General features: G+C 70.6%; 24 protein-coding genes and 1 pseudogene. 8 read left to right on the top strand and 17 right to left on the bottom strand.

Features of this window, described 5'->3' with window-relative positions; all coding sequences use genetic code 11:
- Nucleotides 1-94: 94 nt before the first annotated feature.
- From OCH7691_RS22100 to OCH7691_RS22055, 11 genes are all read right to left on the bottom strand, one after another.
- Complete coding sequence (locus tag OCH7691_RS22100) at nucleotides 95-1,915, bottom strand: hypothetical protein (protein WP_085885795.1); 1,821 nt, start codon at nucleotides 1,913-1,915, stop codon at nucleotides 95-97.
- Between the two features lie 72 nt (nucleotides 1,916-1,987).
- Entirely contained in the window at nucleotides 1,988-2,347 is a 360-nt protein-coding gene (locus OCH7691_RS22095; protein WP_085885794.1) for a hypothetical protein, read from the bottom strand.
- Nucleotides 2,344-2,793: a hypothetical protein gene (locus tag OCH7691_RS22090; protein WP_139839862.1), complete on the bottom strand. Its 450-nt coding sequence runs from the start codon at nucleotides 2,791-2,793 to the stop codon at nucleotides 2,344-2,346. The genes OCH7691_RS22095 and OCH7691_RS22090 overlap by 4 nt, the downstream gene beginning before the upstream one ends.
- Nucleotides 2,790-3,407 (bottom strand): MT-A70 family methyltransferase, encoded by a 618-nt coding sequence (locus OCH7691_RS22085; protein WP_085885792.1) that lies wholly within the window; start codon nucleotides 3,405-3,407, stop codon nucleotides 2,790-2,792. Before OCH7691_RS22085 ends, OCH7691_RS22090 begins: the two co-directional genes overlap by 4 nt.
- Nucleotides 3,404-4,957 (bottom strand): DNA cytosine methyltransferase, encoded by a 1,554-nt coding sequence (locus OCH7691_RS22080; RefSeq protein WP_085885826.1) that lies wholly within the window; start codon nucleotides 4,955-4,957, stop codon nucleotides 3,404-3,406. Before OCH7691_RS22080 ends, OCH7691_RS22085 begins: the two co-directional genes overlap by 4 nt.
- Nucleotides 4,954-5,187, bottom strand: coding sequence for a hypothetical protein (locus OCH7691_RS22075; RefSeq protein ID WP_085885791.1), 234 nt, complete (start codon nucleotides 5,185-5,187; stop codon nucleotides 4,954-4,956). Before OCH7691_RS22075 ends, OCH7691_RS22080 begins: the two co-directional genes overlap by 4 nt.
- Nucleotides 5,184-6,374, bottom strand: coding sequence for a DNA polymerase III subunit beta (locus tag OCH7691_RS22070; RefSeq protein ID WP_085885790.1), 1,191 nt, complete (start codon nucleotides 6,372-6,374; stop codon nucleotides 5,184-5,186). Before OCH7691_RS22070 ends, OCH7691_RS22075 begins: the two co-directional genes overlap by 4 nt.
- Before the next feature lie 52 nt (nucleotides 6,375-6,426).
- Nucleotides 6,427-7,200: a hypothetical protein gene (locus OCH7691_RS22065; RefSeq protein ID WP_085885789.1), complete on the bottom strand. Its 774-nt coding sequence runs from the start codon at nucleotides 7,198-7,200 to the stop codon at nucleotides 6,427-6,429.
- A complete protein-coding gene (locus OCH7691_RS22060; protein WP_139839861.1) occupies nucleotides 7,197-7,892 on the bottom strand; it encodes a hypothetical protein in 696 nt (231 codons plus the stop codon). The genes OCH7691_RS22065 and OCH7691_RS22060 overlap by 4 nt, the downstream gene beginning before the upstream one ends.
- Nucleotides 7,889-8,302: a hypothetical protein gene (locus OCH7691_RS23095; protein ID WP_139839860.1), complete on the bottom strand. Its 414-nt coding sequence runs from the start codon at nucleotides 8,300-8,302 to the stop codon at nucleotides 7,889-7,891. The genes OCH7691_RS22060 and OCH7691_RS23095 overlap by 4 nt, the downstream gene beginning before the upstream one ends.
- Nucleotides 8,299-8,520, bottom strand: a complete 222-nt coding sequence (locus OCH7691_RS22055; RefSeq protein WP_085885787.1) for a hypothetical protein — start codon at nucleotides 8,518-8,520, stop codon at nucleotides 8,299-8,301. Before OCH7691_RS22055 ends, OCH7691_RS23095 begins: the two co-directional genes overlap by 4 nt.
- A gap of 76 nt (nucleotides 8,521-8,596) precedes the next feature.
- Here OCH7691_RS22055 and OCH7691_RS22050 point away from each other — a divergent pair, with 76 nt between their 5' ends.
- On the top strand, nucleotides 8,597-9,337 hold the full coding sequence (locus OCH7691_RS22050; RefSeq protein ID WP_085885786.1) for a hypothetical protein: 741 nt from the start codon (nucleotides 8,597-8,599) through the stop codon (nucleotides 9,335-9,337).
- 11 nt (nucleotides 9,338-9,348) lie between these two features.
- Here OCH7691_RS22050 and OCH7691_RS22045 read toward each other — a convergent pair whose 3' ends face one another.
- Genes OCH7691_RS22045 through OCH7691_RS22035 form a run of 3 tightly spaced genes read right to left on the bottom strand, consistent with a single transcriptional unit; the run spans nucleotide 9,349 to nucleotide 10,330 of the window.
- On the bottom strand, nucleotides 9,349-9,861 hold the full coding sequence (locus tag OCH7691_RS22045; RefSeq protein ID WP_085885785.1) for a phage regulatory CII family protein: 513 nt from the start codon (nucleotides 9,859-9,861) through the stop codon (nucleotides 9,349-9,351).
- On the bottom strand, nucleotides 9,858-10,082 hold the full coding sequence (locus OCH7691_RS22040; protein ID WP_085885784.1) for a hypothetical protein: 225 nt from the start codon (nucleotides 10,080-10,082) through the stop codon (nucleotides 9,858-9,860). The genes OCH7691_RS22045 and OCH7691_RS22040 overlap by 4 nt, the downstream gene beginning before the upstream one ends.
- Entirely contained in the window at nucleotides 10,079-10,330 is a 252-nt protein-coding gene (locus tag OCH7691_RS22035; RefSeq protein WP_085885783.1) for a hypothetical protein, read from the bottom strand. The genes OCH7691_RS22040 and OCH7691_RS22035 overlap by 4 nt, the downstream gene beginning before the upstream one ends.
- An 11-nt stretch (nucleotides 10,331-10,341) precedes the next feature.
- Here OCH7691_RS22035 and OCH7691_RS22030 point away from each other — a divergent pair, with 11 nt between their 5' ends.
- Nucleotides 10,342-11,106 carry an XRE family transcriptional regulator gene (locus tag OCH7691_RS22030; RefSeq protein ID WP_176245208.1) on the top strand — a complete coding sequence of 255 codons (765 nt, stop codon included), beginning with the start codon at nucleotides 10,342-10,344 and terminating at the stop codon, nucleotides 11,104-11,106.
- Nucleotides 11,107-11,115: 9 nt separating this feature from the next.
- Here the strand turns inward: OCH7691_RS22030 and OCH7691_RS22025 are convergent, their stop codons facing one another.
- Together OCH7691_RS22025 and OCH7691_RS22020 are read right to left on the bottom strand one after the other, a co-directional pair.
- The gene (locus OCH7691_RS22025) at nucleotides 11,116-11,853 is read right to left on the bottom strand and encodes a tellurite resistance TerB family protein (protein WP_085885781.1); all 738 of its coding nucleotides are present in this window, start codon (nucleotides 11,851-11,853) and stop codon (nucleotides 11,116-11,118) included.
- Between the two features lie 244 nt (nucleotides 11,854-12,097).
- Entirely contained in the window at nucleotides 12,098-12,547 is a 450-nt protein-coding gene (locus OCH7691_RS22020; protein WP_085885780.1) for a thermonuclease family protein, read from the bottom strand.
- A gap of 180 nt (nucleotides 12,548-12,727) precedes the next feature.
- Here OCH7691_RS22020 and OCH7691_RS22015 point away from each other — a divergent pair, with 180 nt between their 5' ends.
- From OCH7691_RS22015 to OCH7691_RS23090, 6 genes and pseudogenes are all read left to right on the top strand, one after another.
- Entirely contained in the window at nucleotides 12,728-12,937 is a 210-nt protein-coding gene (locus tag OCH7691_RS22015; protein WP_139839859.1) for a hypothetical protein, read from the top strand.
- Nucleotides 12,937-13,245 (top strand): hypothetical protein, encoded by a 309-nt coding sequence (locus OCH7691_RS22010; RefSeq protein WP_085885778.1) that lies wholly within the window; start codon nucleotides 12,937-12,939, stop codon nucleotides 13,243-13,245. Before OCH7691_RS22015 ends, OCH7691_RS22010 begins: the two co-directional genes overlap by 1 nt.
- The gene (locus tag OCH7691_RS22005; protein WP_085885777.1) at nucleotides 13,242-13,667 is read left to right on the top strand and encodes a hypothetical protein; all 426 of its coding nucleotides are present in this window, start codon (nucleotides 13,242-13,244) and stop codon (nucleotides 13,665-13,667) included. Before OCH7691_RS22010 ends, OCH7691_RS22005 begins: the two co-directional genes overlap by 4 nt.
- Nucleotides 13,664-14,815 carry a DNA polymerase III subunit beta gene (gene dnaN / locus OCH7691_RS22000; protein WP_085885776.1) on the top strand — a complete coding sequence of 384 codons (1,152 nt, stop codon included), beginning with the start codon at nucleotides 13,664-13,666 and terminating at the stop codon, nucleotides 14,813-14,815. Before OCH7691_RS22005 ends, dnaN begins: the two co-directional genes overlap by 4 nt.
- Nucleotides 14,816-15,035: 220 nt before the next feature.
- Nucleotides 15,036-16,223: a tyrosine-type recombinase/integrase gene (locus tag OCH7691_RS21995; RefSeq protein WP_085885775.1), complete on the top strand. Its 1,188-nt coding sequence runs from the start codon at nucleotides 15,036-15,038 to the stop codon at nucleotides 16,221-16,223.
- Nucleotides 16,224-16,523: 300 nt separating this feature from the next.
- Nucleotides 16,524-16,763: pseudogene (locus OCH7691_RS23090) on the top strand (DDE-type integrase/transposase/recombinase); the annotation flags it as partial.
- Here the strand turns inward: OCH7691_RS23090 and OCH7691_RS23445 are convergent.
- Nucleotides 16,751-17,329, bottom strand: coding sequence for a FecR family protein (locus OCH7691_RS23445; RefSeq protein WP_370853130.1), 579 nt, complete (start codon nucleotides 17,327-17,329; stop codon nucleotides 16,751-16,753). The pseudogene OCH7691_RS23090 and the gene OCH7691_RS23445 sit on opposite strands and share 13 nt — an antisense overlap.
- Nucleotides 17,330-18,143 lie beyond the last annotated feature (814 nt).

Raw genomic sequence — 18,143 nt, 5'->3', positions numbered from 1 at the left:
GTCACCATGCGCCCGCTTTCCCCGTCAAATCAGGGGCTTGCGATGGTGACCTGATAGTGACCATCAGGTGACCGTGGGCACCTTGTTGAAATCATTACGGCAATCCGTCCGCGCCGCCCGTGACCTCGCCCGGGTCGCCGTCGGCGAAGCGCTCGCCGAGCGTCTCCCAGGGCAGCCAGACCGCCTTGCCGCTCACGTAGTCGCCGAAATTGACCGTGACCCGGGGCTTGATCGCGCCGGGCAGGCGGGCGAGCGCGACGGCCCAGCCGCCCCGCTCCCACTCGGTCTCGCGATAGACCTGGCGGTCGAGCAGGTCGTGCGAGAGCTTGACCTGCAGCCAGCGCCGGTCCGGGCCGGCCGGGTCGGCCGGATCCGGCCGCTCGGCGACGGCGAGGCCGTGGGCGCGCAGCACGCGGCTGTGGCGGCCCTTCGGGTTGCCGCCGTTGCGTGCCAGCAGGTGGCCGATCGAGACCCGCCAGAGCCCGTCGTTGTCGCCCTGGGCGTCGACCTCCGACTGCATCAGCCGCTGCAGGCAGAGCGCGGCGTTCGAATCCTCGGCATCGACCGAGAAGCGCTCGGGCTCGAGGGCCTCGGCGAGCGCGCGGGCCTCCTCGAAGGTGATCGGCCGGTCATGGGCGAGCGTCCAGTAGCCGGCGAGGATCGCCCCCATCTGCGCCTGCACGCGGGCCGCGAGGCCGTCCTCGGCGAGCACCAGGCCGTTCGCCGCCTCGTTCTGCACGTAGCGGCCCCAGCCGGCGATCAGCCGGGCGCGGAGCCGCGGACCGAGCCCGGCGAACGAGGCGCGCGCCTCGAGGAAGGCGCCGGCGCCCTCGCCCGCGTTCTCGAGCTGGCCCATGTCGAGGACGACGATGCGCGAGCGGTCCTGCGGCGAGAGCGGCGCCGGGATGATCGAGGAGAACCAGAAGCAGGCGCGGATCCGCCAGATCGAGGCGGTGCCGCCGATCGAGCCGCGGGCGATGCCCGACTGCTCGTCGGTCGAGGCGAGGCGCGCCGTTTTGACCAGCTCCTGCACCCGGCGCGAGCCCGGCTCGGATTCGATCTCGTCGAGGGCGACCGGCCGGGCCGCGTTGTCGAGGCCCTGGAAGATCGCCGCGGCGGTCGGCCAGGAGGCCCGCCAGACCGCGTCGCCGAGCAAGTCCCAGACGAACTTCTCGAGCTCCGACTTGCCGGTGCCGGCGTCGCCGGTGACCCAGACATGCGGCCGCCAGCGGGTCGCGCCGACCATCATCGCGCAGGCCAGATAACCCAGGATCACCTTCGGGTCGGACGGCCGGCCCCAGTTCCAGGAGCCGAGGAAGCCCTCGAGCTCGGCGACGTCGCGGGCGCTCGCCGGGACATCCGCCGGGCGCGGCTGGCGGCGGCGCTTCGGGTAGACATGGGCGCCGAGGCGCCGCCCGGCCTTGCCCCAGATCACCCGGCCCTCGGCCGTGACCAGGCCGATGCGGTCGCCGCAATGGAGGATCAGGCCGCCCTCGTAGCCCTCCAGGTCATCGGCCCGCCAGATGCCCGGGCCGCGCAGGTCTGCCGCCGGGTCGAAGAAGCCCTCGTCCTCGCAGGCGCGGATCAGCCCGGCCGCCGCGTCGTTCGCCGAGAAGGCGCCGGGTATCGGCCGGCCGCGCTGGTCGAACATCGGCCAGACCTCCGACAGCCAGTCGACCCGGCCGCCGAACAGCGACAGGATCCCGGACGCCCGCAGATCCTTGAAATGCAGCGTGCGGATCTCCGCCGCGCGCGAGAGGAAGTAATAGGTCCCGGCCCAGTGGCCGAGCGGCGTCACCGGCGCCTCGGCCCATTCGACCGGGCCGCGAAAGCCGCTCCGGCCGGCCGCGCCGCCGTCGTCGCCCTGCCGCTTCGCCTCGTCGAGTGGTACGAAATCATCACTATCGCCGGTCACGCCCTGTTTCCCTCCCCTGAACCAAACTTGCCGGCCTCTCTCGTCCGGCGCCGCGCCGCTTGAAAAGGTCGCTCATTGCGGCAACGGCCCCGCCGGCTTCGAGGCCCGTTTGGCACGGATCGCCTCGAGCTTGTCCCAGCAGCGCGCCAGCTCGGCCTCGCCGGCCGGGTACACGGCGAGACCGGCGGCATTGCCGAGCGCGGCCAGCGTCACCATGACCCCGCCCGCCTCCTGCCACGGATCGCCGGGCGGGCGGCCGAAGACGTAGTCGACCAGCTGGTGCGCCTCCTCGGCGGTGCAGCCGAGCGACTGCACCAGCTCCAGCGCCTCCTCGAGAAAGCGGTGATTGCGTTCGCCGCGATCGGCGGCGACCGCACGGCCGAAACAGGCATCGACCCAGCGGCCGACCCGGTCCTGATAGGGCGAGATCATGCCGCGTCCTCCGTCAACGGCGGCAGCGGCTCGCCGCGGGCGAGAGCCTGGGCGCGATCATCGAACCATCGGCGGAAGCCCGCGACCATTTGCTCGACGTCCGGATGGCGCTGATACAGTCGCCCCTCCGGCTGGCGGGCGGTGAAGTGAAAATGGAAGTAGCGCGGCGCGGCGGCGCAAATCTCCAGGCGGACCGAGAGCGCGTGCGCGAGCATGACCAGAAGCGTCAGGCCGGCGCCGTCGTAGGTCGCGAGATTGGAATCACGCACCGTGATCGAGATCCGCGACGGGGCGGACCAGTCGACCTTGCGCGGGTTGATCGGGGCATTGTAGACGCCCCCGAAGGCGACGCCGAGCATGTAGGCAACGCGGCAGCCGAGCGGGCTCGGCTCGATATGCAAGTCGTCGCGAACCCATCCGGCATGGTCCATGTGGGTGTATCTCACGCGGCATCCTCCGTTTCGGCGTTGAACTTGCCCGCCTCGCGGCCCCAGCAGGTCCAGCCGGGGCGGTCGGTGCGGGAGAAGAGGTCGAGCCAGGGCCCGGCATAGAGCCGCTCGATCAGCGGCCGGGTCTCGTCGGGCTTGCGGCTGTGCTCGCGCCGGGGCGCGATGATCAGCTGGCGGACGCCGCCGTCGAGGCGCTTCGGCGCGCCGCGGGTCGCGAGCAGGCAGGGCTCGGTGTTCGACCTGGTCGCGGTCAGCCCGCCGCCCATGTGGAAGTCGCGCTCGGTCAGGAACAGCGGCGCGGCGCCGTCATGGCGGGCGAGCGTCTTCACCCAGTCGAAGGCGAGCGTCTTGTAGGTGAAGCGCCAGGCGGCGATCACGGCGAGCGCGTCCGGCAGCATCGGCCAGGTCGCCCAGAGGAACAGCGCGCAATCGGCCGCCGCCAAGTCGCCGACCGGGAGGGCCGCGATCTCGGCCGTCGGCATGGTGTCGTAATGGGCCTGCGCCGAGCGCCCCTCGCCCTTCGCCGACCAGCTCCGGAACTGCCACGGCGGATCGGCCAGGATCACCCGGTATTGCCCCTCCGGCAGCGGCGGATCGAGCGGGGCGCTCATGCCGCGGCCTCGATCGAGAGCGCGCCGGGCACGTTCGCGGCGGCGAGCGCGCGGGCGAGGCCCGGCGGGACCGAATTGCCGCAAAGCTCGATCTGGGCGACCTTGGAGAGCGGCTTGCCCCGGTATTCAAAGTCGATCCGGTAGTCGGACGGGAAGCCCTGGGCTGAGAAGAGCTCGCGCGGCGTCAGCATCCGCATGCCGATGTCGGCGATCGCGTAGTCCTCGCCGGCGACGGTCACGAGGCCGAAGCGGTCCTGTGTCGTGATCGTGTGCAGCGGATCGCCGGCTGCCTGGCCGATTCCGGCGCCGTAATACTTGATCAGGAAGGCCCGGACCTCGGCCAGATGCTCGCCGCCCGAGGTGACCGTCGGCACCGGCCGGGCGAGCGGCTGGCCGTCCCGGCAGGTTCCGCGGAACTTCATCAGGTGCGAGGCGACGAGCTGCTGCTGGGTCCCGCGCGTCGTGATCGTCGAGAGCGGGTCGGTCAGCGGATGGCCGACCATGCCGAGGTTGTGCTGCGCCATGAAGGCGGCGACGAGCGAGGCGCCGTTGGCGGTCGGCACGATTGTCGGCAGCGGCTCGACCGGGCCGCTCGATCGCGGCGCCTGCCCGGCCCTTTCGCCGTAGCGCGGCACGAAGAAGGGCGAGACCAGCGAGAACTCGCCGCCATGCGCCGTCGTGATCGTGCGGAGCGGCTCGCGCAGGCCGTGAACGGCCTTGTTGCGGGAATGGGTGATCGGCACGATGAAGGGCTCCGCCGCGTCGAGGACATAGCGCTGCACGCCGCGGGCGATCCGCGCCATCGTGTTGTCGGCGAGCGGCCGGCGGCAGGGCAGGCGGCGGGCCTTGACCTCTTCCCGCGTCAGGAAGATCGAGTAGATCGGCTGAGACCAGTCGAGCACGCTGGCCGCCGTCGCCCAGGGCCTGAGCGCGCCGGCGGCGACCGCCGCGCTGGCCGGGTCGCCATGGGTCGGCTCGGGCCAGACGATCGGCAGGCCGTCGCACCGGGCAACGACGAACAGGCGCTTCCGGCTGGTCGGCACGCCGTAATCGCAGGCGCGGAGCTCGCGATGCTCGACCCGGTAGCCGAGGCGCTGCAGCTGGCGCTTCCAGCGCCGGAAGGTCATGCCCTTCGAGACCGGGCAGGGCCGGCCGTTTTCCAGCAGCGGCCCCCAGTCCCGGAACTCCTCGACATTCTCGAGCAGGATCACCGCCGGGCGAACCCGCTCGGCCCAGAGCACGACGACCCAGGCGAGGTCGCGACGGTGCCGCTGGCCGTCGCGGATCGGCGCCGCGCCCTTCGCCTTCGAGAAATAGGTGCAGTCCGGCGAGAACCAGGCGCAGCGCACCGGACGGCCGCCCGTCACGTCGAGCGGGTCGGCGCGCCAGACCGACTGGCAATGGTGCCGCGTCTCGGGATGGTTCGCCTCGTGCATGGCGACCGCGCGCGGGTCGTGGTTGATCGCCACGTCGACCCGGCCGAGCGCCTGCTCGAGGCCGGTCGAGGCGCCGCCGCCGCCGGCGAAATTGTCGATGACGAGGCCCGTCATGACGGCAGCCACCGGAGCGGGGCCGGCTGCTGGTCGGCCGGCAGGAAGACCCGCGCCCGGTGCGCCGGGCACCAGGACGATCCCGGGACGACCGGCGCGCCGCAGAAGCGGCCGCCCTCGCCGGGATGGCCGTCCATCCATTGACAGGCGAGCGGCGCCGGAAGAACCAGGCGCGCTTTTCCCTCGGCCAGCGAGTGGTCGAAGACGTAGGAGATCGCGCGCAGGCTCATCGCCGTAGCGGCATGATCACGCCGAGCAGGTCGCCGTCCGCGTAAACCAGGACAGGGCCGTTGCCGGCGCCCAGGCCGTGCACCCGGAAGGCGATCGCGCCAGGCTCGGCCTGCGCGGCGAAGTCGACCAGGTAGGGGATGTTGAAGGCGGTTCTCCAGGCATCTACGCCGCTCCATTCGACGGCGATCTCGTCCTCGGCTTGCCGTCCGTCGGGCCCGGCTGCGGTCAGCCGCATTGCCGGGCGACCGTCGTCTGCCGCCTCGTCCGAGGGGCCGACGTCTATCTCCACTCTCCTGACCCGGTAGGTTGTCGACGGGCCCTTCTCGCTATGCATGTCGGCCATTGGCTCGATCCGCCCGAGCGCGGCGCGGAGGGCCGGCGCCGGCATGGTGCAGAGCGGTCCCGTCTCCGGCGGGATAACCCGCTCGTAGTCGGGGAAACTGCCGTCAATCAGCCGCGTGTAGTACGTCCAGTCGCCGAAGCGAACCGTCAGATCGTGCTCACCGATCGCCACCGCCGCCGGATCAGAGCTCTCCTTCGGCAGCATGCCCAACAGGTCCTTGACGGCGTCGTCGGGCACGGTCACGCCGCCGTCGGGCAGCCCGCCGCTGCCGGCCGGCGCCAGGCAATCGGCTATGGCGAGCTGGTGGCCGTTGGTCGCGACGGCGACCAGCCGCAACGCATCCGCGGGGCCGGTGAGCCTCAGATGGACGCCCATCAGGAAGTAGCTCGAGCCGCCGGTGCGCTCCGCCGCGAACAGCGTTCGGGAGAACAATCGGCGGAGCGCACCGGCGGGCATCTCGAACGGCGGAGTCAAGGCGCCGGACCAGGCGGGAAAATTCTCGGCCTGGTCGACCGGCATGCGCCATCGGCTCCGGCCGGCCCGCGCCGTCGCCGGCGACGGATAGTCGATCTCTATCCGCACCTGGCTGCCCTCGGTCGCGCGATCGGCGAGCGCCGCGAGCTCGACGGCCGGCAACAGGGCCGATCCGGCGCGCGTCACCTCCGCCTCGAACCGGACCTCGAAGCGGCGCGTCATGTCGGTCGCGGCCAGTGACATGGCGCCGTCGGGCTCGGCGCTGATCAGCACCATGCCGAGCACGCCGGCATCCTTGCCCGTTGCGGCATGGTTTCGCGCGGCCTTCGCCGCCGCGGCAAGGGTCGAACGTTCCACGGTCACGATCACGGATAAATCTCCTGGAACAGGCTATCGAACAGACTGACGTCATAGACCAAGCTCACGCGGCCACCCTCCCCGCCTCAACGTCCGTCGCGCTCGCCCCGTTCACGGGCGAGCTTTTTGCCGCGCTCGCCCCGTTCACGGGCGCGTTTTCTGGCGCGCTCGCCACGATGGCGGGCGAGCGACGCGCCCGCACCCGGACCTCCGGCAGGCGCGGCTCGGCCGCGCGGCGCGCCCGGCGGGCATTCTTCATCCGGTCGGCGAGCGACTGCCCGAAGGCGGCGTCGTCGCAATGGAGCGCCGGCAGGCCGGCAAGCGCCGCCTCCAGCGCCGCGTCGTCGAGCCCGAGCGGGCAATAGCCGCTGCCGCCCGGCACCGGGGCATGCCCGGGCGGCAGCGGCTCGGCCGCCGCGCGGAGCCAGGCCAGCGGGCCCGAGAAGACCCGGAGCGGCGCGCCGCGCTGGCGGGCGAGCGCCAGCGCCGGGTCGCCGAGCGCATGGCCGCCGAGCAGCGGCCACCAGAGCACCCCGTCGGCCGGGTCCAGCGCGACCAGGTCGAGCACCCGGCCCTCGATCGCGAGCGGCAGGGTGATGACCAGCCGGCCCTCCCGCCGATCGGCCTCGGGATGGATCGACCAGCCGGGCGCGCCGGCCTCGCCCGCCTCGATCCGCGCGGCGCCGAGGCCGAGGCGGAACCAGGCGGCGGCGGCGGCCGCCCGGTCGAGGTCGAGCGCCCGGCCGAGCCAGTCGAAGCGGGCGCCGGTGAGGCCGAGATCGTCGGCTGGGACCAGGCGATGCAGCCAGTCGGCAAGGCGTTCCGGGTCGACCGTCATGCCGGCACCGTCCCGACCGCCCGCCGCATGGCGAGGGCCGAGACCCGCGGGTCTGCCCCGTCGCGCCGGCGCGGCGCGACATGGCTGAGCCAGAGGTCGCGGAAGCGCCGCGACGCCTCCTCGAAATCCCAGCGCCGGTCCGGGCGGATCCCGAGCGGCCGGGTGCCCGGCGCGGCGAACAGCGGCGCGCTGTCGCGGCCGAACAGCCAGGCGGCCTCATCAAGAACGATCCGGGCATCGGCCTCGAGGCAGGCGGGCTCGGCCGGGTCGATGCCGTAGAGCCCGCAGACATGCTGCAGGACGTAAGCCTCGGTGTCCCGGTAGAGCGGCCAGCGGCGCTTGATCGGCGACGGCACGTCGAGCCCGGTCAGCGCCTCGAAGACCTCGTGCAGCAGCGCCCAGGCCATGCAGTCGTCGCGGTATCCGGCGCGCGGCCATTCGTCGGCCGGCCCGGCCAGGCCGAGCGCCGGGTTGGCGAAGGCAAGCGCGAGCTCGCAACAATGCTGCGCGACCGAGTAGGCCGGGCCGGGCGGACAGCCGCCGAAACGCGGCAGGGTCGCCAGCGTCTCCGGCAGGATCTGGGCGAGCGGCAGGCGGGCGATGTCGCCTGGGCCGAGGGCGAATGGGTCGACCAGGTGGCCGGTCGGCAGCATGATCGCGCCGGCCGCGCCCGGGCCGTGCCGCGGGCTCACGAGAGCGCCCCGGGCCGGTGCGCGTTGTAGCGGCCCGAGCCGGCCTCCGCCGGCCGGGCACAGCGGATTGCCACCGCACAGCCGGCCGAGGTCATGCAATAGCCCGCGACATGGTCGCAGGCCGGCGCATCTGGCGGCGCCGGGCGATCGACCTCGGCGAGCGTGCGGTGCGGCAGGCCGTGCGCCGGCATCGTCCGCCAGTGCTTGACCGCCCAGCGGCCGGCCTCGGTGAGGCAATGGACCGTGACCGGGCCGGGCTCGAGGACCCGGTCGGTCACGGTGACGAAGCCGAGGCCGGCCAGCCGGGCGAGGATCCGCCCGTCCGGGTCATCGTCTCGGTAGGCGCATTCGCCACCGTGGATCCGCCAGAGCGCCGAGAGCGCGGCGAGGTCTTCGTTGGTCAGGATCATAGGTCGTTCCCGGGTTGGCGGGCGGCGGGAGGCTCGTCGTATGTAACTCCGGGCGGTGGCGCGGCCGCAATTCGGTCAAGCACGTACCAGGCGAGGCCGACTAGGCCGACCCAGATCAGCAGGGTAACGAGCGCGATCCGGGCTACCTTGCGGCCGGTCCCGTGAATGCCGGCCGGCACCCGGCCGAGCGGCGGCAGGACGATCAGAGGCTCAGGCATGACAATCCCCTTCTTGACGCGATGAAGACTCGCGGGCGATGCTCGCGGTTGCTGTGACCGCTGAGGGAACGCTCCGATGCTGTCCGCCCTGCTCGCCCTGCTGAGCCTCGCCGCGCTGGTTATGGTCGTCGTCGCGGCGATCAGGCCGCGCTGGGCCTGGCCATTCGCTAAGGCGCCGAGGCGCGCTCCGGTCGCTTTCGGCTGGACAGGGGCTGCACTCGCCGCCGTGCTTGGCATGGCCGCGACCGTGACTCCGATCGAGCCGCCGACCCCGACAACAGATACTGAGGTGCCTGCCCCCGGCCCGGCTTCGGCCGACGAGAACGCCACGGCTGCGCCGCGCACGGTCGAGGAGCGGATTGCCGCGGCCGACGAGCGCATCCGCCGGGTCACGATCATCGGTCCGGACGTGGTGCTGGCCGTCGACATGGCGCCGCAGGCGAACCACTGGCAGGTGATCGATCGGCTCGGCAAGGCGATGCGGGCGGCGATCCCGGCCGCCCTCGAGGCCGGCGGCGCGGACGGCGTGCTTGCCGCGCGCGCTGTGATCGACGGCACCGACAGGAACGGCAAACCGACCGAGCGCAGGATGCTCGGGCTGATCCTGCCGCTCGTCGTCGCGGCCGAGGTCGATTTCACCGACATCGCGGTCGGCCGGGTCGTCGGACTGAGCACCCCCTATCTGCGGGGCCCGGACGACCTCAGCATGGCGAGCGCCTGGTGCGCTGATCCGGCGCGCCACGACCAGGCAGCGGATTTCTGCGCCCGGGTCCGGCACTTCGGGTCGGCGAGAAGCTTCCCCGGCAGTGAGGACTGATCGGCTCACTGTCAGCCCTCCCCGGCCGGCGCCGCCGCACCGACCGCCTCGACGGCGCGGAGCGCGGCGTCGAGCGCGGCCAGCGCCTCGACCGCCTCGGCGATCTCCTGCCGAAGCCCCATCTCGCGGATCTCGTCTGCCGTGATCGTGCCGCCGACGCTCAGGGCTTCGGCGGTGCGCGCGACCGCCTCGCCGCATTCCTTCGCCGTCTTCGCGATATGGCCGACCCAGGCCGGGTCGTCGTGCTCCGGGCGGGGTAGCGGGAAGACGGCGAGCCCGGCCATCCGGGCCATCTCGCGGGTCACCGGGGCCTCGCCGGTGTCGGCCTCGAGATCGGCGACGACATCGACCGGGGCGAACAGCGGCTCGTTCACATGCTGGTAGCGGCCGAGCTCGGTCTTGCCGACCCGGGTCACCATGGCCGCCGATTCCAGCCCGCCGGCGGCCCGGACCAGGCGGCGGAAGGCGGCCTTGAGCCGGAGATAGTCGGGCCGCGAGAGGGGCCGGCCGAGCGCGGCGCTCATGGCCGGACCGCCGCCGGGCCCGGGTGCGGGAAATGACCCCCGTCCTTCCCGATGACCGGCGCGATGCCGCGCGGCATGCTCGCACGATGGAACAGGATCGCAGCGCGCGACGGGACCGGGAGGCGCACGCCCTCGCCCGACGGCTCGACCGGCTGGACGACGCCGGGGCCCGCCTGATCGCGGCCGGGATCCGCCGGGCGCTGGCGCTGGGCGGCCGTCATGCCGCCTCCTCGCGTACGGCGGGCGGATCAAAATCGAAGTCGGCGGCCCGGTAGGCGATGCCCTCTGTCTCGGCGATACGCATCAGGGCGAGGATCGCCCAGCCGGGAATGCCGCGGCGGCCGGGTGCCTCCCACATCCGCATCGCGTCGATTGTGCGAACGGCGCTGGCGGCGGTATCGCAGGCGCGGAGCTTCTCCAGGACCGCGTCGCGGCCGCCGAGATTGCGTATGATCGGGAATGCGCTCATGTCACCGACACATGCACATTTTGTTCATTGTCGTCAACAGCAAAACTTGCATTGCATTGGCATGCGATGCTGAACGTTTTGTTCGCATGATCGCAATAGGCAAGAAGCTGAGGCGGGCGGCCGAGGCCCAAGGATTATCTGCAGCAGAAGTCGCTCGGCGCGTAGGCATTTCGCCCGAACGCTACGGTAACTATGTCCGCTCGCAGCGTGAGCCGGACTACACTACGCTGCGAGAGATATGCCGGGTGCTTAACGTGACGCCGGATTACCTGCTCGGCTTTTCAGAAGCGCCGACCGCGCCCGGGAGGCCGGGCAATGCGCCGGGCGCCTGGTTGGCCGAGATTGATGTCCGTGCCGGCGCAGGCGGCGGCGGCGAAGCCATGATCACCTATCAGCCGGATGGCAATGGCAATCAAATCGAGCAGGACGCAGTTCGTGCCGGCTGGGAAATCCCCGACGGCTATCTGCGAAGTGAGCTGCGCGTCGATCCGGCGGCTGCGCGGATCATCGAGGTCGTGGGCGATTCCATGGAGCCGACGCTCCGCTCCGGCGATCGCGTGCTAATCAACTTGGCCGACCGCACGCCCTCGCCGCCCGGCGTCTTCGCGCTATGGGACGGCTTCGGCGTGGTCGTCAAGCGGATCGAGTTCGTTCCGCACTCCGACCCCGCAACAATCCGGATCATCTCCGACAATAGTCACCACCCGGCTTACGAGCGGACTGCCGACGAGGTCAATGTGATCGGCCGCCTTGCCTGGATGGCGCGCCGACTATGAGCGCCGATCCTAACCGGCCAGGCCGAGCTGGCGGTTCATGTCGCGGATGAACGCGACTTCTTCCGCCACCACCTTGCCATCGGCCCGGGCGACCCGCTCCGCCGCCTTCAGGATTTCGGCGATCTCTTCGCGCGGCGCGGCCGCCAGGGATTCGATTGCCAGGTCGAGCGTTTCGACATCAGGGCGCAGCCGGGCGATGTGGCGATCGATCCGCCCCAGGTCGAGCACGCCGGGACCGGCGCGGGAAACCAGCCACTCGGCGACGACCGCCCGCTCCTTCGCCGCCAGCCGGCCGTCGACGCGCCCGATCGCCACCAGCAGGGCCAGTGACCCGCCGTGATTGCGGAGTGCGACCGAGGTATCGTCAGGGCGGAACAGCCAGAGGATGTCCTCCGGCTCATCGATCACCTCGCCGGTCTGGAGGTCGGTGAACTCGAGAATCCGCGAGGCGTAGAATTGTCGCTTCGCGGCGCGAAGTTGGCAATAGGCGGCAATCAGCACGTCGTCGCCCAGGCCGATGAACTCATGCACGGTGATCGTCCGTTTCGACAACCTGCCTGACGAATCGCGATAGGTGATGGCATAGACCCCGCCAACCACGGCGCGCGGCGCGTCGTCCGGGATGTCAACAATCGGCTCCGGCGGATCCACCGCCGGGCCGGTGAGATAGAAGCCCGGCGGCGGCGGCGGCGGCGGCATTCTCTGGACCCGGCTGAGCAGCCCGGCAAACAGCGACTTCAGATCCATGGCACACCTCCAGAGGCGGATTGAAGAAAATCTAGCATCTGCGCGCGGAGCGGACTAGCTCCGGCACGAGGGCGGCAATACGGGCGAGATACATAGGAATATGCTCGGCTATCGGAGCTGTCCCGCTCGCAACCTTGGGATGGTATCGCGGCTCGCCTGGTCCCTATCGAAATTCGGCGTTCAGCATGGCACGAACAATGAAAACGCCGGAGGAGCGCCATTAGTTCCTAGAGTGCGATCCTGCTCATTCGCACCAGCCCAGCCGGCGGCCGTGCCCGTCATAGCGCCGGCCGAGCCTGGCGGCGATCAGCGCCTCCGCGAGATCGCGGCCACCGACACTGACCGTGGCGACGACCCGGCCGGCATATTTCCCGTTCTCGACGTCTGACAACAGCGCCGGCCCGGCGGCCAGGAATGCGGCGGCGAAGTCCCGAGCTCGCGCCGCGCCCTGCTTCTCGGCCGGGCAGCGGCCGTGGATCTCGGGCGTATCGACGCCCCGAACCCGTACCGCGGTCGAAAGCGTCAGGTCGATCCAGATCCGCACGTCCGCCCGGAAGGTGTCGCCGTCGATCACCCGCGTGACCTGGGCCCAGGCCGAGAGGGGCGGCTCCGCCGGCGCCGGCTGTGCCAGCGCCGGACCGGCCACGGCGACCGCACCGGCAAGCAGGGCGATTCGCGCGAACCGGGCGGGCAACGCCTGTATTGCCCTCGCTATGATTGTATCTAAGCGCCTGCAAACCAGCACTCTGGCACGAGATGACGGAAAAATCGCACTCACGATGAACATGGCGTCTCCAAGTGATCGAACTATTTGTTGTTGACGATCATAAACATTTTGTTCATTTTCGATCCCTGTCATCAACAGGAGATCGCCATGAAACCGCATTCCCGCATCGACCGCCACCGCGTCCGCGAGCTCGCGCGCGCCATCGTCGAGATCGCCGCCGCCAACGGCGGCACGGTCGAGACCGGCCACCTGCTCAGCCGCGGCTTCACACGGGCCGAGATCGAGGCCCTGGGCGAACTGGCCCGGGAAGAAGCGGCGAAGACCATGTGCCGCGACGATGGCCGGAGGGCGGCCTGATGGACGCCCGACAGGAAGATGGCGCGGGCGGCATGAGGGACGAACGACAGGACGGTGACGCGGGCAAACGGCCGGCCCCCGCTATCACCCTGGTCCGCACGGCCTCGGCGCTCGAGATCGCCACGGTCGGGCTCTGGCGCTGGTCGCACGTCGCCCGGCAGGCCCGCGCCGCCAACCAGCCGGCGCGCTATTGCCAGGCGCTCGCCCGGCTCCGCGAGCTGCGCGACGCGGCGCCGTCCCGGCGCCTCGCCGCCCGCGCCGCCCGCGTGCTGCAGGATCTCGGCCGCGGCCGCGGGAGCGCCGCATGAACCGGCCCGCGCAGGACGCCATCTTTCAGGTCGTCACCGACCATGGTCCGCCCGGCGCATTGCTGCGGCTCATCGTCGACCATGCGCCGGCGGGCATCTTCGCCACGACCATGCGCCAGAACGGCGAGCCGTTCTACGGGCTCGGGCCCGAAGACTGGCGCACCGTCGTCACGACGATCGAGACGGCGATCGAGAAGCGATTGTCATACGAGGAGCCCAGCCGCGGCGACGATCAGATCGGCGTGCACCGCGACCACCTCCGCGGATGGCTGCTCAAATGCCGCGGCATCGAATTTGCCGCGGACAGGACTGCGCTTGCCGGCGGCCTCGACCAACTGGCCGATGAACTCGCGACCCGCGATCCCGGCTGGAGCGCCGTCAATCACATCCTTTCCGTGCTTTTCGAGGAGACCTATCCATGATCGTCACCGTCGAGCAGGCGGCGCTCAGCAGCGCCATGCGCCAGGCCGTGCGGATCGTCCAGCGCCATTCGACGATCCCGATCCTGAGCCACGTCCTGGTCACCGCCACGACCGGCGCGCTTGAGATCACCGCCACCGACCTCGATGCCCGCCTGACCGTGACGATCGAGGCGGAGACCGCCGTCAACGGCCAGCGCGCCCTCCCGGCCGGCCAGCTGGCCGCGATCGCCGCCGCCGCCGCCGCCGGCAGCCAGATCCGCATCGAGGCGGGCGCCGACGACGGCCGGGCGCGGCTCGGCGCGGGCCGGGCGAAATGGGCGATGGCGACCTTGCCGGGCGAGGATTTCCCGGCCTGGGGCCGGGAGGACGAGGCGAAGGCGGCGAGCTTCCGGATCGAGGCGCCGCGTTTCCTCCAGCTGATCAACCACAGCGCCTTCGCCGTCTCGACCGAGGAGACCCGCTATTACCTGAACGGCAGCTACCTGCACGTGGGCGAGACGGACGGCGAGCGCCGGCTGCTCGCCGTCGCGACCGACGGGCACCGGCTCGCGATCGCCCGGACCGACCTGCCGGACGGCGCCGGCGAGATGCCGGGCGTGATCGTCGCGCGGCAGACGATGGCGGCGCTGCAGGGCCTGATCGACGCCACCGGCAACGCCCTCGAGATCCGCGTGAGCGCCGCCGCGATCGCCGTCGAACAGGGCGACTGGCGGCTCGTGTCGAAGCTGATCGACGGCGCCTTCCCCGATTACCAGCGCGTCGTGCCGAGCGGCGACGAGCCGATCGCCCGCCTCGACGCGCCGGCGCTCCGCGCCGCGCTCGGCCGGGTGCGGCCGCTCGCCGAGGCGTCGAAGACGGGCAGCCCGGTGAAGATCGAGATCGGCGCGAGCCCGGCCGAGGGCGGCGACGACCGGCCGGTCGCCCGGATCTCGGCCAGGGGCGCGGGCGGCGAGGCAAGCGACGAACTGGCGATCGACTGGGCGGGCGGCGAGCCGGTCGAGTTCGGCGTCAACGTCCGCTACCTCGAGAGCTTCCTCGCGCGGGTCGGCGACGGCGAGGTCGGCCTGCAGGTCATCAACCCGGGCTCGCCGGTCCGCCTGCATGTCGACGGCGAGATGATCGGCGTCGTCATGCCGATGCGGGTCTGAGGGCGGCCGCCATGGCAGGATCGAGGATTCGCCTGCCGGAACCGCTGGTCGTCGACCACCAGACGGCCGCCCGCATGTGCGGGATGCAGCCGCGCGACTTGAAGGCGGCGGTCGATCGTGGTGATCTGGCCTGCATCGTCAGAGGAAAGGGCCGGAAGCGGCCGAGGCGCACCTACCTGGTCGAGGACCTGCGCGCCTTCGTCGCCGCCGGGCGAGAGAAATGCCCCGAACACAGCGCGATATCGTCGTCAAGATCCCCGGCTCGGACCGCTACTACGCGAACGTCACGGTGCGCGACCCGGACGGGCGAAGTCATCGACTTCGGCATTGCCTGGGCACAACGGACAGGTCGCTCGCCCGCGCGATCCTGAGCGTCGCGGTCCGCGACATCGCGCTCGGGCTGCGCCGCGATGCCGGGCCGCAGCCGATGACGCTGGAGGCCGCCTTCGGCCGCTACTGGCTCGACCATGTCTGCCTCTCGACCGGCGAGCCGCAGCTCGCCTCGGCCCGGGACATCTGGCGGATGTGCGGGAAGTTCCTCGAGATCATGCCGGCCGGCATCCACCTGCACGAGATCTCCGACGCGGTGCTCGCCGACTGGCGGGCGCGCCGGCGCGGCCAGCCGACGCCCCGGGGCGGCGTGCTCTCGCCGCGCTCGATCAATGCCGAGATCGTCCATCTCCGCGCCGTCCATCACATGGCGCGCGACGTCTGGCGGGTGAAGGCCGATGCCGAGCCGCCGGTGAATTTCAACCGGCACCGCCTGCGCGAGCCGGATCCGCGAACCCGGACGCTCACCGCCGACGAGCAGCAGCGCCTGCTCGCCGCGATCACGGCGCGCGCCAGGCACCTCGAGCCGATCATCCGGGCCGGCGTCCTGACCGGGCTCCGGACCGGCAACCTGCTCGCGCTCGACTGGCGCGACGTCGACCTGCGGTCGCGGGTGATCACCGTGCGGGTGAAATCGAAGCAGCCGGGCGGCCGCGTCCTCCGGCTGCCGATCGCCGGCGAGATGCTGGCCCTGCTCGCCAACCTCGGCCCGGCCGGCAGCGGCCCGGTCTTCACCTACTCGAAGAAGCGGAAGCCGATCCGCTCGATCCGGCGGAGCTTCCGCACCGCCTGCGAGGCCGCCGGGATCGAGGAGGTGACGCCGCGCGACCTGCGGAAGACCTTCGGCACCCGGGTGCTGTTCGGATCCGGCAATCTCCGGGCCGCGCAGAAGGCGCTCGGCCACAGCGAGATCACGACGACGATGCACTACCTCAACGTCGACGCCGACAACGTCGCCGACGCGGTCGAGGCGGCGGCGCGACTCGGGCAATTGACAAAAGACAGTCAAAAGCCCGCCAGACGGCGCCGGAAGGCCGCCGGAAGCGCCCAAAAAACACGTTTGAAATCAAGAGGATAAGTGGTCGGGGCGACTGGATTCGAACCAGCGACCTGCTGCTCCCAAAGCAGCGCCGCGAGTTCCGCGAGGTGCAGAAAACCGCCGATTTTCAGCCATTTTCGAGCGCCCTTAAGAGGCCAATTCGGCTCATTTGGGGGTAATTCAGCCCGGTTTTGACAAACTACAGTCAAAAGACGTTCCCGGAATGTTCCCCACGAGGGTGGGGCCAGCGCCCCTGTCGGGCACCAGACAGCCAAGAGGAATACGGCGGCGGGAGCTAGGGTCGGCTGGTGTCGCCGTTCAGGTTTCGGGTCGGGTCATCGGATCAGGGAGATCTGTCAGACCCGCGTGCGCTTCGGCTACCAGCGTGTACACGTGCTGCTGCGGCGCGAAGGCTGGGCGATGGACTTCGTGCGGACACTGGAGTGCGCGTGTTGCCAGCTCGGTTATCCGAAGACGATCCGCATCGATCAGGGCTCGGAGTTCATCTCGCGCGACATCGATCTATGGGCCTATCAGCGCGGCGTCACGCTCGACTTCGCGACCGTTCAGCCGCCCTCGCCGCCACCCCCGCTGCCGCCCGGCCCGCCGCTGGAGCCGTCGAAGCCCTCGTCCTCATCGAGGCCGGGATCGACCGTGCGGAAGCCGTTGCCGAGTTCGCCGGTTTCGCCATTCAGGGAGACGGTCAGGTCCTGTCCCGCCGCGACCGAGACCGGGGCCCCGCCGGCAAGAGGCGTCACGATGACCTCGCCCGAATAGACCGTGATCCGGGTCGTGCCGTCCTCACCGACCAGGGCCGCGAAATCGGTGCCGCGGACCCCGATCGTCGCCGACGGCGTCCGGAAGAGAATCCCGGACTTCGCCATGTTGCCCGAGATGAAGCGGAATGCGCCTTTTGACAGGTTGATCGCCATTTCACCGCCGCTGGTCGAGGGGTCGTAGACGAATTCATCCAGCGTGACCGTACTGGCGCTGCCCAGCCGCAACACCGAATTGTCGAGGAACGACAGATGCAGGGCCCCGCGCGTCACGGTCCTGACGACTTCGTCGGTATTGACGACCTCCGGCTCGAATAGATCCCGGGTGGCCTGGTTCGGCGGGGTTCCGTATGCCCAGACATTGACCATCGTGACCCGGCCGACCGGATCGCCAAGCGCGCCCGCGGTGGGCACGAACACCAGCGCGGATGAGGCGAGCAAGGCCGCCATGAAAGTCCTGTGCATCGGTAACTCCCCCCCCCCTCTTCTCCTGTCTCTCCGGTTCGTCGGTTCGGCCGTTGTCATCCTGGATTCCCCTAGTGGAACCCTCCCAACTGGTTCAGAGTGACCGGAAACCGCTCGACGTTCAATCCCGCTTCGAAAAACGGCGTCTTCGAGCCGATCCCGATAATTGAGCACCATTTGGCAGGGTTGGTGGCGCGGAATGGCACGTTTGCCGCCGATCGAGGCGCACCGACCCTGTCGGCGGCGGGGCAAACGAACGCAATGCCGTCGGTCTTGCCGGGGCTGGCTTCGGTCGGAGCCGGTCGATGCGGCGCAGGATGGCGGCGAACAGGTTACGGGGGATGGCGATCGCGGACATTTGGAAGGTGACATAACGGCCATGGCGGACGATCTTCGCGCCGATCTTGATGAGCTTGCATGTCTCCGTTGGTGATCATCACCAGACAATAGCGGCCGGCGAGCGGCCCTTAGAGGTCGCCGGCGAGGATCCGCGACCAGTAATGATCGCCAGTATTGAGGGCGCTGCGAACAACGATGCCAGAGGCGGCGACCGGTCGTCGCGGGCCTATGACGCCGGCTGTCCGCGCACGACGAAATGTCGCTTCAGGCCGTTCGCGGGCTTCTCGAGGACATGCCAGGAAAGCGCCGCGATGGCGATCGACAGCAGGGTGAGCTGGACGAACACGGGCCATTCGCCGCCGGCAAGCCGGATCCCGAG

Origin of the sequence: Oceanibacterium hippocampi, from assembly GCF_900172325.1 — a bacterium.
Classification (GTDB): Bacteria; Pseudomonadota; Alphaproteobacteria; order Sneathiellales; family Sneathiellaceae; genus Oceanibacterium; species Oceanibacterium hippocampi.
This window is presented reverse-complemented; position numbering and strand designations above follow the sequence as displayed.

Coding starts and splice junctions, on each gene's coding strand:
- OCH7691_RS22040 (WP_085885784.1), bottom strand. CDS start 10,082: ATGACGGCCGCCCAGCGCCAGCGCCCGGCGGATCCCGGCCGCGATCAG.
- OCH7691_RS22005 (WP_085885777.1), top strand. CDS start 13,242: ATGAACCGGCCCGCGCAGGACGCCATCTTTCAGGTCGTCACCGACCAT.
- OCH7691_RS22080 (WP_085885826.1), bottom strand. CDS start 4,957: ATGACGGGCCTCGTCATCGACAATTTCGCCGGCGGCGGCGGCGCCTCG.
- OCH7691_RS22095 (WP_085885794.1), bottom strand. CDS start 2,347: ATGATCTCGCCCTATCAGGACCGGGTCGGCCGCTGGGTCGATGCCTGT.
- OCH7691_RS22015 (WP_139839859.1), top strand. CDS start 12,728: ATGAAACCGCATTCCCGCATCGACCGCCACCGCGTCCGCGAGCTCGCG.
- OCH7691_RS22030 (WP_176245208.1), top strand. CDS start 10,342: ATGCACATTTTGTTCATTGTCGTCAACAGCAAAACTTGCATTGCATTG.
- OCH7691_RS22065 (WP_085885789.1), bottom strand. CDS start 7,200: ATGACGGTCGACCCGGAACGCCTTGCCGACTGGCTGCATCGCCTGGTC.
- OCH7691_RS22055 (WP_085885787.1), bottom strand. CDS start 8,520: ATGCCTGAGCCTCTGATCGTCCTGCCGCCGCTCGGCCGGGTGCCGGCC.
- OCH7691_RS22050 (WP_085885786.1), top strand. CDS start 8,597: ATGCTGTCCGCCCTGCTCGCCCTGCTGAGCCTCGCCGCGCTGGTTATG.
- OCH7691_RS22010 (WP_085885778.1), top strand. CDS start 12,937: ATGGACGCCCGACAGGAAGATGGCGCGGGCGGCATGAGGGACGAACGA.
- OCH7691_RS22085 (WP_085885792.1), bottom strand. CDS start 3,407: ATGAGCGCCCCGCTCGATCCGCCGCTGCCGGAGGGGCAATACCGGGTG.
- OCH7691_RS21995 (WP_085885775.1), top strand. CDS start 15,036: ATGCCCCGAACACAGCGCGATATCGTCGTCAAGATCCCCGGCTCGGAC.
- OCH7691_RS22045 (WP_085885785.1), bottom strand. CDS start 9,861: ATGAGCGCCGCGCTCGGCCGGCCCCTCTCGCGGCCCGACTATCTCCGG.
- OCH7691_RS22035 (WP_085885783.1), bottom strand. CDS start 10,330: ATGAGCGCATTCCCGATCATACGCAATCTCGGCGGCCGCGACGCGGTC.
- OCH7691_RS23445 (WP_370853130.1), bottom strand. CDS start 17,329: ATGGTCAATGTCTGGGCATACGGAACCCCGCCGAACCAGGCCACCCGG.
- dnaN (WP_085885776.1), top strand. CDS start 13,664: ATGATCGTCACCGTCGAGCAGGCGGCGCTCAGCAGCGCCATGCGCCAG.
- OCH7691_RS22025 (WP_085885781.1), bottom strand. CDS start 11,853: ATGGATCTGAAGTCGCTGTTTGCCGGGCTGCTCAGCCGGGTCCAGAGA.
- OCH7691_RS22075 (WP_085885791.1), bottom strand. CDS start 5,187: ATGAGCCTGCGCGCGATCTCCTACGTCTTCGACCACTCGCTGGCCGAG.
- OCH7691_RS23095 (WP_139839860.1), bottom strand. CDS start 8,302: ATGATCCTGACCAACGAAGACCTCGCCGCGCTCTCGGCGCTCTGGCGG.